General features: G+C 58.1%; 11 protein-coding genes. 3 read left to right on the plus strand and 8 right to left on the minus strand.

Translation table 11 applies throughout. The features are described 5' to 3' along the window. The 7 genes from upp to AC2FH6_RS05150 form a co-directional block, all read right to left on the minus strand. Complete coding sequence (gene upp, locus AC2FH6_RS05120; protein WP_142632797.1) at window positions 1-633, minus strand: uracil phosphoribosyltransferase; 633 nt, start codon at window positions 631-633, stop codon at window positions 1-3. Beyond that, complete coding sequence (locus tag AC2FH6_RS05125; RefSeq protein WP_496701479.1) at window positions 630-1,616, minus strand: adenosine deaminase; 987 nt, start codon at window positions 1,614-1,616, stop codon at window positions 630-632. Before AC2FH6_RS05125 ends, upp begins: the two co-directional genes overlap by 4 nt. Then, window positions 1,613-2,824, minus strand: coding sequence for a phosphopentomutase (locus AC2FH6_RS05130; RefSeq protein ID WP_496701481.1), 1,212 nt, complete (start codon window positions 2,822-2,824; stop codon window positions 1,613-1,615). The genes AC2FH6_RS05125 and AC2FH6_RS05130 overlap by 4 nt, the downstream gene beginning before the upstream one ends. Then, window positions 2,821-4,128, minus strand: a complete 1,308-nt coding sequence (locus AC2FH6_RS05135) for a thymidine phosphorylase (protein WP_496701483.1) — start codon at window positions 4,126-4,128, stop codon at window positions 2,821-2,823. Before AC2FH6_RS05135 ends, AC2FH6_RS05130 begins: the two co-directional genes overlap by 4 nt. Before the next feature lie 4 nt (window positions 4,129-4,132). Next, window positions 4,133-4,525, minus strand: a complete 393-nt coding sequence (locus tag AC2FH6_RS05140) for a cytidine deaminase (protein WP_142632791.1) — start codon at window positions 4,523-4,525, stop codon at window positions 4,133-4,135. 102 nt (window positions 4,526-4,627) lie between these two features. Further along, the gene (locus AC2FH6_RS05145; RefSeq protein WP_496701485.1) at window positions 4,628-5,719 is read right to left on the minus strand and encodes a cupin domain-containing protein; all 1,092 of its coding nucleotides are present in this window, start codon (window positions 5,717-5,719) and stop codon (window positions 4,628-4,630) included. After that, window positions 5,694-6,386: a hypothetical protein gene (locus tag AC2FH6_RS05150; RefSeq protein WP_496701487.1), complete on the minus strand. Its 693-nt coding sequence runs from the start codon at window positions 6,384-6,386 to the stop codon at window positions 5,694-5,696. Before AC2FH6_RS05150 ends, AC2FH6_RS05145 begins: the two co-directional genes overlap by 26 nt. A gap of 186 nt (window positions 6,387-6,572) precedes the next feature. Here AC2FH6_RS05150 and AC2FH6_RS05155 point away from each other — a divergent pair, with 186 nt between their 5' ends. From AC2FH6_RS05155 to AC2FH6_RS05165, 3 genes are all read left to right on the plus strand, one after another. Continuing rightward, window positions 6,573-8,846, plus strand: coding sequence for an NADP-dependent malic enzyme (locus AC2FH6_RS05155; RefSeq protein ID WP_142632785.1), 2,274 nt, complete (start codon window positions 6,573-6,575; stop codon window positions 8,844-8,846). A gap of 265 nt (window positions 8,847-9,111) precedes the next feature. Then, window positions 9,112-11,001, plus strand: coding sequence for a propionate-CoA ligase PrpE (gene prpE, locus AC2FH6_RS05160; RefSeq protein WP_496701489.1), 1,890 nt, complete (start codon window positions 9,112-9,114; stop codon window positions 10,999-11,001). A gap of 73 nt (window positions 11,002-11,074) precedes the next feature. Then, the gene (locus AC2FH6_RS05165) at window positions 11,075-12,514 is read left to right on the plus strand and encodes an amidase family protein (protein WP_496701490.1); all 1,440 of its coding nucleotides are present in this window, start codon (window positions 11,075-11,077) and stop codon (window positions 12,512-12,514) included. 263 nt (window positions 12,515-12,777) lie between these two features. Here AC2FH6_RS05165 and AC2FH6_RS05170 read toward each other — a convergent pair whose 3' ends face one another. Next, window positions 12,778-13,539 carry an NAD kinase gene (locus AC2FH6_RS05170; protein WP_142632779.1) on the minus strand — a complete coding sequence of 254 codons (762 nt, stop codon included), beginning with the start codon at window positions 13,537-13,539 and terminating at the stop codon, window positions 12,778-12,780. Window positions 13,540-13,805 lie beyond the last annotated feature (266 nt).

Below are 13,805 nucleotides of genomic sequence, written 5' to 3' on the forward strand. Positions count from 1 at the left end.
TTATTTGGTCCCGAACATCCGGTCACCCGCATCGCCCAGACCCGGCATGATATAGCCTTTTGAGTTCAGCTCACGGTCCAGTGCGGCGGTGACGATGTGAACATCCGGGTGCGCCTCTTTCATGCGGGCAACGCCTTCGGGAGCGGCCAGCAGGCACAGGAACCGGATATCCGTCGCGCCAGCCTCTTTCAGCAAATCAATCGCGGCGGCCGAACTGTTGCCGGTTGCCAGCATCGGGTCGACAGCAATGACCAAACGGTCCTTCAGCCCCTCGGGCGCTTTGAAGTAATATTGGACGGGCTTCAAAGTCTCTTCATCGCGGTACAGGCCAACGAAGCCGACGCGGGCCGAGGGGATCAGTTCCAAAACGCCGTCCAGCATTCCGTTACCGGCGCGCAGGATAGAAACCAGCGCCAGTTTCTTACCTGCCAGGATGGGGGCGTCCATCTCTTCCATCGGGGTTTCAATGTGCCGGGTGGTCAATGGCATTTCGCGCGTGATCTCATAGGCCAGAAGCAAGGTGATCTCACGCAGCAACTGACGGAATTCGGCGGTCGAAGTGCCCTTGTCCCGCATGAGCGTCAATTTGTGCTGCACCAACGGGTGGTCGACGACGGTCAGGTGTTCGCTCATGATATCTCCAGTCTTTTCTTGACCCGCGCACGGGTCGCTTCATCGCAAAAAGCCGCATTCAGGGCGGTTTCATTCAGGGCGGCAAAATCCTCGGCCTCCCAACCAAAGGCCTTGGCCAACATCTCATATTCACGCCGCATTGTGGTATGGAAAAACGGCGGATCGTCGGTGGACACGGTGACCTTGACACCTGCCTCGCGCAACTTGGAAATCGGATGGCTGGCAAAGTCGGGAAACAGGCCCAGAACCACGTTCGAGCCCGGGCAAACCTCGAGCGTCACACCACGATCAACGATCTCATGCACAAGGTCGAGATCTTCGATCGCACGCACGCCATGGCCGATGCGTTCAACTCCCAGATCACGGATCGCATCGCGGACACTATCCGGCCCACCGAATTCCCCGGCATGGGTGGTCAGGCGTAGTCCGGCCTCGCGCGCGCAGTCAAACGCCCACTTATAATCGCCCTGAACCCCCATGGATTCATTGCCCCCCATACCGAACCCGGTGATCCAGTCGCCCGCTGTTTCAGCGGCACAATATGCACTGAGCTTGGCCTGTTCGGGTCCGAAATGCCGGACACAGGTCACCACGCCGCGCAGAGTGATATCGTATTTCCGCTCGGCTTCATCAGCGGCATCCTGAATGGCACTTAGATAGTCGCGCCAGGCCACCAAATCGCCACCGCCACAGAAATCGGGGCTCAGAAAGCTTTCCGAATACACCACCCCGTTCGCCGCGCTTTCTTCAAGAATAGCCAACGTCAGACGGCGGAAATCCTCGGGCGATTTCAGCACCTCACAGGCGGCCTCATATACGCTGAGGAAATGGGCGAAATCCCGGAAATCATAAGACCCGTCATGTTTGAAAATCCCGCTCAGGTCGATGCGCTTTTCATGCGCCAGCTGACGGATGAAGGCAGGCGGCGCGGCACCTTCGTGATGCAAGTGCAGTTCGATCTTGGGTAGGTCAGCGACAGTCATAGAAAGCTCCGCCCCGGCCCTTGTGCCGGGATATTCAGGTGATGTGCGATACTGGCTGCAATGTCCGCGAATTTGACCTGACCGATCTGCCCCGCCCCCTGCCCTGCAATCAGGACAGGTACTTGCTCACGCGTGTGGTCGGTGCCGATCCAGCTTGGGTCGTTGCCGTGATCAGCGGTCAACAACATCAGGTCATCGGGGCGCAACCGGGTCAGAATTGCACCTATCTCTTGGTCAAACCATTCCAGCGCGCGGGCATAGCCGCTGATGTCGCGCCGATGGCCATAGAGACTGTCGAACTCGACAAAATTAGCGAATGTCAGGCTGCCCTCTTCGGCCTCATCGACCAGATCGGACAGATGACCCATCAAGTCAGCATCCGACCCTTTGCGCAGCGTGTCGATTCCCTGCATGGAAAAGATATCGCCGATCTTGCCCACTGCATGAACACGGCGGCCCGCATCCTGACACCAGTTCGTCAGCACCGGAGCGGGCGGCACGATGGCAAAATCCTTGCGGTTGGTCGTGCGGGTGAACCCTTGTTCGGGCGAGCCGACAAAGGGCCGTGCGATCACACGCCCCACTTTCATCTGGTGCAAACGTGGGGCCAGCGCGCGGCAGAGGTCAAGCAGACGGTCTAGGCCGAAACTTTCTTCATGCGCGGCGATCTGAAAGACACTATCGGCCGAGGTATAGCAGATCGGCCAACCGGTTCGCATATGCTCGGCCCCCAATTCGGCGATGATCGTGGTGCCCGAGGCGTGGCAATCCCCCAAAACCCCTTCGGTTCCGGCGGCCTCGGCTGCGACCTTGCTCAGATCAGCCGGAAATGATGGTGTTGTATTGGGAAAGTAATGCCAGTCCCACGGCACAGGCAGCCCTGCTAGCTCCCAATGCCCCGATGGCGTGTCCTTGCCCGGAGAATCCTCACAGGCGCAGCCCCACAGACCTGTCGGCTGGGCCAGCAAACCCGGCGTTTCCGCACCCGAGGCCAGCCGTGCCGCAGCACCCAACCCCAGCGCATCCAAATGCGGTAGATGCAAAGGCCCGGATCGCCCCTCTTCCGCCTGACCTTGTGCACAAGCCTGCGCGATATGGGCCAGAGTGTTTGCCCCAGTATCCGGCATGTCGCCATTAAAGAACTGATCAGCATCGGACGCACCGCCGATACCCACAGAATCCATCACCACAAGGAAGGCGCGGCTCATGGCGTGATCCTCTCGTGGACAAGGGTTGGCACCACTGGTTTACCCGTTCCAAGCGTGATCGCCTTTTGAACAGCATCAGCCGCACGTCGCGCGGCATCCTCGCGGGCGGCATGGACGACAGCCAATGGCGCGCCTTTTTCGACCCGGTCGCCCAGTCGCACCAGATCTGACAGCCCGACCGCAGGGTCGATCACATCGCTTTCAACCTGACGTCCGCCACCCAATTCGACAACCGCAAGGCCCAGAGCCTCTCCGTCTATCGTGGTTACATAGCCCGCAGCGGGAGCGGACACTTCGAGGATCACGCTGGCTTCGGGCAAATAGCGCGACCAATCGTCGACAAAGTGAATGGGTGCCCCAACTGCGGCCATCATGCGGCCAAACCGTTCTGCGGCACGGCCATCGCGGATGACCTTGGCGATTTTGTCCCGGCCTTCTTCCGAAGTGGCAAACATACCGGCGTCAGCCAACAGAACCCCACCCAGTTCGGCAGAGATCACAGCCAACGGCGCGTCAGGCGCTTGGGTCAATACCTTCATGACCTCATCCACCTCAAGTGCATTGCCCAGCGCAGAGGCAAGCGGCTGGTTCATATCGGTTATGACTGCCGAGGTCCGACACCCTGCAGCGTTGGCGGTTTCCGTCAGCGCCCGTGCCAGATTGCGCCCGTCATCAAGGGTTTTCATAAAGGCCCCACTGCCAACCTTAACGTCTAGCACCAGTGCATCCGGGCTGGCTGCAAGCTTTTTCGACAGGATCGACGCGGTGATCAGGTCGAGGCTTTCAACTGTCGCGGTGACATCCCGAATGGCGTAAAGCCGTTTGTCCGCTGGCGCGATTTGCCCGGTGGCGCCGACAATGGCTGCCCCCGTTTCGTTCAGCAACTGCACCAGTCGGTCCTGGCTGATCTGGGTGGTCACACCGGGGATGGATTCAAGTTTGTCCAACGTGCCGCCCGTATGTCCCAGTCCCCGGCCAGAAATCATTGGCACATAGGCCCCAAGCTCGGCCAGTGCGGGGGCGAGTACCAGGCTGACGCTGTCCCCCACACCCCCGGTCGAGTGTTTATCGATTACCGGACCTTCCACATCCCAGTTCAGGACATCGCCGCTGTCGCGCATCGCAATGGTCAGATCGGCGCGGCCCTGCGCGCCCAACCCGCCCATGCAAACCGCCATGGCAAAGGCCCCTGCCTGCGCGTCACTGACCCCACCATCGGCAAGCCCCTGCGCAAACCAGTGCAGTTCCTCGGTGGAGGGTATATCCTTGCGGCGCAACTTTGCGATGATCGAGCGGGCGTCCATGGGGTCACACATCCTCCATATGCGAGGCGTCAAATGCGCCTGGCAGCAGATCCCCGATAGTGGTTTTCAACTCCGCCCCGTCCAAGCTGGCCAATACCACCTTGACGTCACGCTTGCCGAACTCGGCCAGTTTCTGGCGGCACCCCCCGCACGGCGGTACTGGCTGAGGAGACGACGCGACCACGTAAACCTCGGTCAGTTCCTGCTCGCCAGCAGCGACCATAGCGGCAATGGCTCCGGCCTCGGCGCAAGTGCCTTCGGGATAGGCCACGTTTTCCACATTGCAACCGGAGTAGATCTGCCCCGACAGGGACCGGATCGCCGCGCCGACCTTGAAATTGGAATAAGGCGCATAGGCGTTTTCCCGCACGGACAAGGCTGCGTCTTTCAAGCTCATGGCGATTCCCCATTTTTTGATCATCTGGTCAGAAAGTCATACCCTAAATGAAAGCCCCCGGGGAATTGAAGCCCCGAGCGCAGAATTCCTGAGCCAAAATGCTTAATCCAGAACCGTATTGAACACGCCAGGCAGCGTGACCTCAAGCAGTTCAACATCATCGGTCGGATCAGACAGGCGTGTGCGCATACCCGGTGGGATGACAAAGGCATCGCCCTGTTCCAGCCGATAGGGGTCGCGCCCCTCGCCTTCGAGCGTCAACTCACCGTTCATAACGAAGGTGAAATGAATATCGGTATCATGTGTAGCCCAGGCGGTGTCACCCTGCCCCCGACGCACCACCTGAACGCCTGCGACACCCATCGTGTTCTGGGCAATCGTGGTGTCGCGACAGATGTAGCCCGGCAAACGGAACGGCCCCCATTCTGCCCCCTCGGCCTGGTTGTAGACAAAGCGCTGGCCCTGCCATTCGCGATCCGGGCGGTATTGCGGGGTCGGCAACTGCATTTCGTGGTCGATTTCGGTGACATGTTCGGCAGGAACACCAATTTCGATCACCTGCACATTGTCCGATGCTTCCAAGACACGATGACGGATTTCGGGCGGCTGGATAAAGCAATCACCGGCGGTCAGGCGCATCTTGTCGCCCTGATCCTCGTAAACCACATCGACCCAGCCATGGACGCAGAAAATCAACTGAAACCCGACCTTGTGGAAATGCACCATGTCTGGAACCGGACCGCCATCAGGAATGCGGATATGGCTGGCAATGATCGACCCGCCCAAGCGATCGGGTACCAGATCGCGATAATGCATTCCGGCGCGCCCGATGACCCACGGGGCCTGATCCTTGAGTCTGCGCACGACAAAGGAATGCACGGTATCCGGCATCACCATCGGCGGGTTCAGTTCATCAATTTCGACACGCGTCCCGTTCGGCGCGACCAAACTGCGCTGGCCAGCCGCAAACTCATCCGGATTTTCGGTCAGAATGCGCAACATTCCGGGCGCCTCGGGTGCATCCTGTTCGATCCGTAATCGCAATCCATGCCCCGAGAACACGGCGACCCGAGGATCATCAGCCGGATAGATCATATCCATCCGCATCCCCAGTACCTTGGTAAAAAACGGGATGTCGTCACGTAATTCCTGCGTCGGCAGACGAATCTCAGCTTTGGTCTGATTGCTGGTCATTCAAGTTCTCTTCGGTCGTGGCTTTGGGCCATCCGATCAGAACAGAAGCCAAAATGCCAATCGAAAAGAACATCTCAAGCGTTTCTTCCAACACAAACAAACGCATGATCATCTGGTCCGACAGGTCGTCTTTCAGTGCGCCACTGACTTCTTCCAACCCCTGCGCAACCACCGCACACATACCGGCCAGAAAGAACACCATTAGAAACGGGACCCGTTGCTTGAACGCACGCCACCCGTTTGGCACCCCGTGCCAGAGCAAGCCTCCCAGAACCAAAACAGCCAGGATGACGCGAACCGCGTTCATATCAAGCAGCGTGTCCAGCCCATTCAGAATCCCATATGGCAGGCTATCTACGGCATAGATATCCGCAGCAAGTTCGCGCTCTGCCAGCAGCAAACAGACGAGACCGATATAGAGACGGGAAATCCCGCGATACCGGAAAAGCGCAATGCCCCCGGCCAGAACAAGCGCCGCGGCCGAAATGGATTCGAACGGGCCACCCTCATGGCTGAGGGACATCGCCTGCACCGGCCAGATACAGAGGACCACCAAGATCAGCAACGCAACTCCAATCGCTGCACGAAACAGCGGCTGGTCCAGCCCAAAGGACCGCTTGGTATCGGTTGTGACGGGTATCGACTGAGATTGTTTTTCCGAGGTCATCTTGGGCCTTCGATCTCCTGTGGAAGCGGTGCCGAATATGAAGATGCGCGACCGTAACCATATTAGAACATAATTCAACCTAAGGCCGTGTTTGGCAAAAATCCATTTATGAAGTGACGTCACGTAGCCAAGGCGCCAGAAATAGTTTAACCCTTCAACCAAATTCGGAACGGAGATGAATTGCCTATGTCTGACACTCCCAACCTGCGACAGGCCGCGCTTGATTATCACGCTCACCCAAAGCCTGGAAAGCTCGAAATCAGGGCTACGAAACCCATGGCCAACGGTCGGGATCTGGCGCGCGCCTACTCGCCCGGCGTCGCCGAGGCCAGCCTGGAAATCAAGGCCGACCCGTCCAACGCCGAGCTTTACACTGCGCGGGGCAATCTTGTTGGCGTGGTCTCGAACGGAACAGCAGTGCTGGGCTTGGGCAATATAGGCGCTCTGGCTTCAAAGCCGGTGATGGAAGGCAAAGCGGTTCTGTTCAAGAAATTCGCAGGGATCGACTGTTTCGACATCGAGGTTGACCAATCCGACCCCGAAAAGCTGGCCGATATCGTTTGCGCGCTGGAACCCACGTTCGGGGCGATCAATCTTGAGGACATCAAAGCCCCCGATTGTTTTATTGTCGAAAAACTGTGCCGCGAGCGGATGAACATCCCCGTTTTTCACGATGACCAGCACGGCACCGCAATCGTCGTGGGCGCCGCTGCTAAGAACGCGCTGTACGTTGCCGGGAAAAAGTTCGAGGATATCAAAATCGTCTCGACCGGCGGAGGCGCGGCTGGGATCGCCTGCCTGAACATGCTGGTGAAGCTGGGTGTGAAACGCGAAAACATCTGGCTGTGTGACATTCACGGGCTTGTCTATGAAGGGCGAGCCGAGGACATGAACCCGCACAAGAGCCAATTCGCCCAAAAGACCGATCTGCGCACGCTGGATGACGTGATCGGGGATGCCGATCTGTTTCTGGGGCTTAGCGGACCGAATGTCCTGAAACCCGAAATGGTCGCGAAAATGGCCAACAGACCAATCATCTTCGCGCTGGCCAACCCGACGCCCGAGATTCTGCCGGACGCAGCTCGCGAAGTGGCCCCCGATGCGATCATCGCAACGGGTCGCAGTGATTTTCCCAATCAGGTGAACAACGTTCTGTGCTTTCCTTTCATCTTCCGGGGCGCCCTGGATGTTGGTGCGACCGAAATTAACGACGCTATGCAGATCGCCTGCGTAGACGGTATCGCTGATATGGCCCGGGCAACGACCAGTGCAGAAGCCGCCGCCGCCTATAAGGGCGAGCAACTGACATTCGGACCTGACTATCTGATCCCAAAACCTTTTGACCCGCGCCTCGTCGCTGTTGTGTCCTCGTCAGTGGCCCGGGCGGCTATGGACAGTGGCGTTGCCAGGCGTCCGATTCCAGATATGGAGGCCTATAAAGAGCGCCTGAACCAGACGGTTTTCAAATCCGCCCTGATCATGCGCCCGGTTTTCGAGGCCGCAGCAGCTGCGTCGCGCCGCATTGTATTTGCCGAGGGCGAGGACGAACGTGTGCTGCGCGCCGCTCAGGCCATTCTGGAAGAAACCACGGAAACACCGATCCTGATCGGACGTCCCGAAGTCATCGAAGCGCGATGCGAGCGCCTGGGCCTGACCGTGCGTCCCGGCGAGGATTTTCAGATCGTGAACCCGGAACATGACAATCGCTACTATGATTACTGGACCTCATATCACCAGATCATGCAGCGCCGCGGTGTCACCCCTGATCTGGCCAAGGCGATCATGCGCACCAACAGCACAGCCATTGGGGCGATCATGGTCCAGCGTGGCGAGGCCGACAGCCTGATCTGCGGAACCTTTGGCGAATACCGCTGGCACCTAAGCTATGTCGAACAGGTGTTGGCCAATGGCGACCTGCGCGCACATGGCGCTTTGTCTCTGATGGTTCTTGAGGACGGCCCTTTGTTCATTGCCGATACACATGTGCGGCAATTACCAACGCCTGCAGAGCTTGCCGAAACCACCCTGGGCGCGGCCCGTCATGTCCGGCGTTTCGGGTTGGAGCCAAAAATCGCGTTCTGTTCGCAATCTCAATTCGGCAATCAGGCCGAAGGCTCGGGCAAGCGCCTGCGGGCCGCTTTGGAGATTCTGGACTCGGAGCCGCGCGATTTCACATATGAGGGTGAGATGAATCTGGACGTAGCGCTTGACCCTGAACTGCGGTCGCGCATCTTCCCGCATTCACGTCTAGAAGGTGTCGCCAACGTCCTGATATTTGCCCACGCAGATGCCGCCAGCGGTGTGCGCAACATCCTGAAGATGAAGGCCAACGCGCTGGAAGTTGGCCCGATCCTGATGGGTATGGGCAACAAGGCACATATCGTGACCCCCTCGATCACCGCACGCGGGTTACTGAACATGGCGGCGATCGCAGGAACGCCTGTCGCTCATTACGGGTAAAGGGTCACGGATCCCCTCCGGGCACCGAAACAGGTGCCCAGACTGATTCCTTCATATTTGCACCAATACATTTGCAGTTTTGCAAAAATGTGAATTCGGCGCGCAAAATCCATAAATTGCCAACAGGTTTGCAAAAATTAGCAGGGAAATTCTTATACATCTGCAAATATTTTGCGATAAAGTGACGCCCCGTCACTTCGACCGCTTGTCTGCCCCCTATACCCCGCCCTAGACACGGTGCAGGGATTTTTCGGAGGAGACCAAAGTGGCATATCAGGACGTTTACCAGAGCTGGAAATCCGATCCGGAGTCATTCTGGATGGAAGCTGCAAAAGGAATTGATTGGGTTCGGCCACCCAGCAAGGCTTTGTTTGACGACAATGCTCCTCTTTATGAATGGTTCTGTGATGCCAGGGTCAACACCTGCTGGAATGCGGTTGATCGCCATGTCGAGAATGGTCGCGGTGAACAGACGGCCATCATCTATGACAGCCCAATCACCCACACCAAGCGCGAGATCTCATATGTCGAACTGCGCAATCGGGTCGCTACTTTGGCCGGGGCATTGCGGGCAAAAGGTGTCGAAAAGGGCGACAGGGTTATCATCTATATGCCGATGATCCCCGAAGCGCTTGAGGCGATGTTGGCCTGTGCCCGGCTGGGTGCGGTGCACTCGGTTGTGTTTGGTGGCTTTGCAAGCAACGAATTGGCGGTCCGTATTGATGACGCCAAACCAAAAGCAATCATCGCCGCTTCTTGCGGGATGGAGCCGGGCCGTGTGGTGCATTATAAACCGCTGCTTGACGGTGCCATCGAACTTGCCAGCCACAAGCCCGATTTCTGCGTGATATTCCAGCGCGAACAAGAGGTTGCGCATTTGGTCGAGGGGCGTGATTTCAACTGGCACGGGTTCCAGTACGGTGTTGAGCCTGCGGAATGTGTTCCTGTCGATGGCAATGATCCAGCTTATATCCTGTATACATCTGGCACGACCGGAGCGCCCAAAGGGGTCGTACGGCCGACGGCCGGCCATCTGGTCGCCCTGAACTGGACGATGAAGAACATCTATAACGTGGATCCCGGCGACGTGTTCTGGGCGGCTTCTGATGTCGGCTGGGTCGTTGGCCACTCATATATCTGCTACGCGCCGCTGATCCACGGCAACACCACGATAGTGTTCGAGGGCAAACCGGTTGGAACCCCAGACGCGGGCACCTTCTGGCGGGTGATATCCGAGCATAATGTTCGCAGTTTCTTCACTGCTCCCACTGCAATCCGCGCGGTCAAACGTGAAGATCCCAAGGGGGAATTAATCCCTGAATACGACCTCTCTTGCCTGCGAGCCCTGTTTCTGGCCGGAGAGCGGGCGGATCCCGACACGATCGAATGGGCCAAAGACGCGCTGAACGTTCCGGTCATCGACCATTGGTGGCAAACTGAAACCGGTTGGACCATCGCGGGCAATCCGCTGGGGATTGAAGAACTGCCAACCAAACTGGGGTCACCGGCCAAGCCGATGCCCGGTTACGACGTGCAGATCCTGGACGAAGGCGGGCATCCGATGAAACCCGGAGAGCTGGGCGCGATTGCGGTAAAGCTGCCCCTGCCGCCTGGCACTCTGCCAACGCTGTGGAACGCCGAAGACCGGTTCAAAAGCTCGTACCTGAATCACTTTCCCGGATATTATGAAACCGGCGATGCGGGCATGGTTGATGAGGACGGGTACCTCTACATCATGGCGCGCACCGATGACGTGATCAACGTCGCGGGCCATCGTCTGTCCACCGGCGGCATGGAAGAGGTTCTGGCCGCGCACCCTGACGTTGCCGAATGCGCCGTGATCGGCGTGTCGGACCAGTTGAAAGGCCAGATGCCGGTTGGTTTCCTGTGTCTGAACGCGGGCTGTGATCGAGACCACGGTGACGTCGTTCAGGATGTCGTCAAGCTGGTGCGCGAAAAGATCGGACCGGTCGCTGCCTTCAAACTGGCCGTGGTTGTTGACCGGCTGCCCAAAACGCGGTCGGGCAAGATCTTGCGCGGGACCATGGTCTCGATTGCGGATGGCAAGGACTACAAGATGCCCGCCACCATCGACGACCCGGCGATTCTGGACGAGATCACCGAGGCGCTGAAATCCATCGGCTACGCCCAGTAGAAAATCGGTGCGCCTGCCGCCTCTTGCAACCTGACACCGGGCCTCTACTGTCTGACCAAGACAGTGAGGCCCCATGACAGAAACCGACATCTGGCGTCTGAACGCCACAGATCTGACTGCGTTGACGCGCAACAGGGAAATCAGCGCGGAAGAGGCCGTCAAAGCCTCCATCGACCGGATGCAACGGGTCAATCCTGCGCTGAATGCGGTTGTCGAAGATCTGAGCCTGCAGGCGCTGGACCGTGCGCGATATCTGGACAAGGCGGTCGGTGGCGGAGAGCAGCCCGGCCCCCTGCATGGTGTGCCGGTCACCATCAAAATCAACGTCGATCAAAAAGGACATGCGACCTCGAATGGGGTCGTTGCCCTGAAAGACGTGATCGCCCCGGATGATGCGCCGGTTGTTTCCAACCTGCAAAAGGCGGGCGCCATCGTCATCGGTCGCACCAACACGCCCGAGTTTTCGTTCCGTGCTGACACAGACAACGAACTGCACGGCCGCACGTATAACCCCTGGGGGCGTCATATCTCGCCCGGGGGATCTTCTGGTGGCGCGGGCGCGGCTGTGATGGCTGGGATCGGTGCGCTGGCCCATGGCAACGATATAGGGGGCAGTCTGCGATTTCCTGCCGCCGCCAATGGGGCGGTCACCGTCAAACCGGGTTTGGGTCGTGTTCCGGCGTGGAATCCCAGCCAATCGGCAGAACGGGGCATACTGGCACAATCGATGTCGGTGCAGGGACTGATCACGCGCTCCGCAGCGGACCTGCACCTGTCCATGCCCAGCTTGATCGCGCCCGATCCGCGCGATCCGTTTCACGTGCCGATGCCGTGGCGGGGTGAGGACCAAACCGGCCCGATCAAGGTCGCCTTCACCAAGCAGACCTTTGGATACGATTTGCATCCCGAAGTCGACAAGGCTCTGGATACTGCATGCGATGCATTGATCGAAGCAGGCTATGTAGTGGAAGAGGTCGCACCACCCGATATCTTTGAAGCTGGTCGTGGCGGGTACCGCGCCCTGATGGGCGAAGTTTTGACCTTGTTGAAAGCCGATATCGAGGCTGCGGGATCAAAAACAATCCGCGACATATTCGAGGTCTACTTTCAGGAATTCCCACCCATAGTTGGCACAGACCTTATCGAAATGCTGGCCAAGCGCAGCCACTATGCGCGCGAGTGGTCTCTGTTCATGCATAACTATCCTCTGGTCCTGTCACCATTCCTGCCACAGCCGTTCTTCAAACCGGACCGAGATACCGAGGGCGCCGAGGGCGTGCATGAAGTTCTGGGCTGTGCGGTCTATTCCTATGCGATGAACTTCATCGGCCTGCCCGCGGCATGTGTTCCGGCGCGGCTGGCCGAGCTGCCGCATGGGCCGCAGCCGATCAACATCCAGATCGCAGCCCGCAGATGGCGCGAGGATATGGCCGTAGACGCCGCCGCGGCGATAGAAGACCGGGTAGGGCAAATGTGCCTGCCATTGTGGAAGAAAATGGGGACGTCCTTCTAAATAGACGTTGTCCAAAAAAAATTGACCCCGGGGTTTTGTACCCGGGGTCCGCTTTCTAAAATATGCCTAGAAATCCGATAACGAGCGTAGCACCACCTACCCTCGCCCGCACATAAACTGCACGTTCATTTCGAAACCGCCGTTGATGGCCACTCACTTCCACCATGGCGTGTTCTCCAGGCAAGTTCACACTACCTTAATGTTAATCGGATTCGTGTGAACTGGTTCACACAAGCGCGATTAATTCGTACCTGGCCTTTCATTTAGGTGAACTGTTCCGAAATCAGACGCTCTTCCAGGCCGTGGCCCGGGTCGAACAGGATACGGTGCCGAATCGCCGGTTCAGATCGAATTTCGACCCAATCAATATCCGGAAATGAATTTGAATCCGCATCCGCCATGACCGGCCGCTTGTCCGCATCCAACACATCGAACCGCACCTGGGCGATTTTGGGCAGCAGTGCGCCCCGCCAGCGTCGCGGACGAAAGGCTGCAATCGCTGTCAGAGCTAGAACATCCGATCCAATCGGCAGGATTGGCCCATGCGCGGAATAGTTATAAGCCGTCGATCCTGCTGGCGTTGACAGCAAAGCGCCATCGCAAACCAATTCATCCATGCGCACGCGACCGTCCACACTGATCCTCAGCCGCGCCGCCTGAGGGCCTGCCCTTAGCAAAGAGACCTCATTGATGGCTAGCGCCTCATGAATCTTGCCGGACTGATCCATCGCGCGCATTGCCAGCGGGTTGATGACCTCTTCTTCGGCGGCGGAAAGACGGTCCATCAGGTCTTCTTCGTGGAACTCGTTCATCAGGAACCCGATTGTTCCACGATTCATGCCATATACGGGCGTATCGAGGTGCTGCATGTTGTGCAAAGTGTGCAGCATAAAGCCGTCCCCACCCAGTGCGACAATTACACCGGCATCACGCGGCGCCGCATTGCCATAGCGCCTGACCAGTTTGTCGCGTGCGGTTTGAGCCACCTTGGCGTCGCTGGCAAGAAAAGCGATTCTTTGAATCATCTATTGTGGTTTCCAGTGCTGCACATTTGGTTCCGAAACAATCATACCTTTCCCCTATAGACCAGACTTGACGCCACCGCTGGCCAAATCGTCGCTTTAAGCCTTTTGCCGATGTCCCGTTTCCGATAGGAAATCCGCAAGAAATCCCAGCATTGTGGAGCCCCCATGAACGCCAATCTACGTGATACCGGTTTTTTCACCCAGTCTCTCTCAGCGCGCGACCCAGAGCTGTTCGGCTCGATCACGTCCGAGCTGGGCCGTCAGCG

The organism is Ruegeria sp. CDSC045 (assembly GCF_059610725.1).

Coding starts and splice junctions, on each gene's coding strand:
- upp (WP_142632797.1), bottom strand. CDS start 633: ATGAGCGAACACCTGACCGTCGTCGACCACCCGTTGGTGCAGCACAAA.
- AC2FH6_RS05125 (WP_496701479.1), bottom strand. CDS start 1,616: ATGACTGTCGCTGACCTACCCAAGATCGAACTGCACTTGCATCACGAA.
- AC2FH6_RS05130 (WP_496701481.1), bottom strand. CDS start 2,824: ATGAGCCGCGCCTTCCTTGTGGTGATGGATTCTGTGGGTATCGGCGGT.
- AC2FH6_RS05135 (WP_496701483.1), bottom strand. CDS start 4,128: ATGGACGCCCGCTCGATCATCGCAAAGTTGCGCCGCAAGGATATACCC.
- AC2FH6_RS05140 (WP_142632791.1), bottom strand. CDS start 4,525: ATGAGCTTGAAAGACGCAGCCTTGTCCGTGCGGGAAAACGCCTATGCG.
- AC2FH6_RS05145 (WP_496701485.1), bottom strand. CDS start 5,719: ATGACCAGCAATCAGACCAAAGCTGAGATTCGTCTGCCGACGCAGGAA.
- AC2FH6_RS05150 (WP_496701487.1), bottom strand. CDS start 6,386: ATGACCTCGGAAAAACAATCTCAGTCGATACCCGTCACAACCGATACC.
- AC2FH6_RS05155 (WP_142632785.1), top strand. CDS start 6,573: ATGTCTGACACTCCCAACCTGCGACAGGCCGCGCTTGATTATCACGCT.
- AC2FH6_RS05165 (WP_496701490.1), top strand. CDS start 11,075: ATGACAGAAACCGACATCTGGCGTCTGAACGCCACAGATCTGACTGCG.
- AC2FH6_RS05170 (WP_142632779.1), bottom strand. CDS start 13,539: ATGATTCAAAGAATCGCTTTTCTTGCCAGCGACGCCAAGGTGGCTCAA.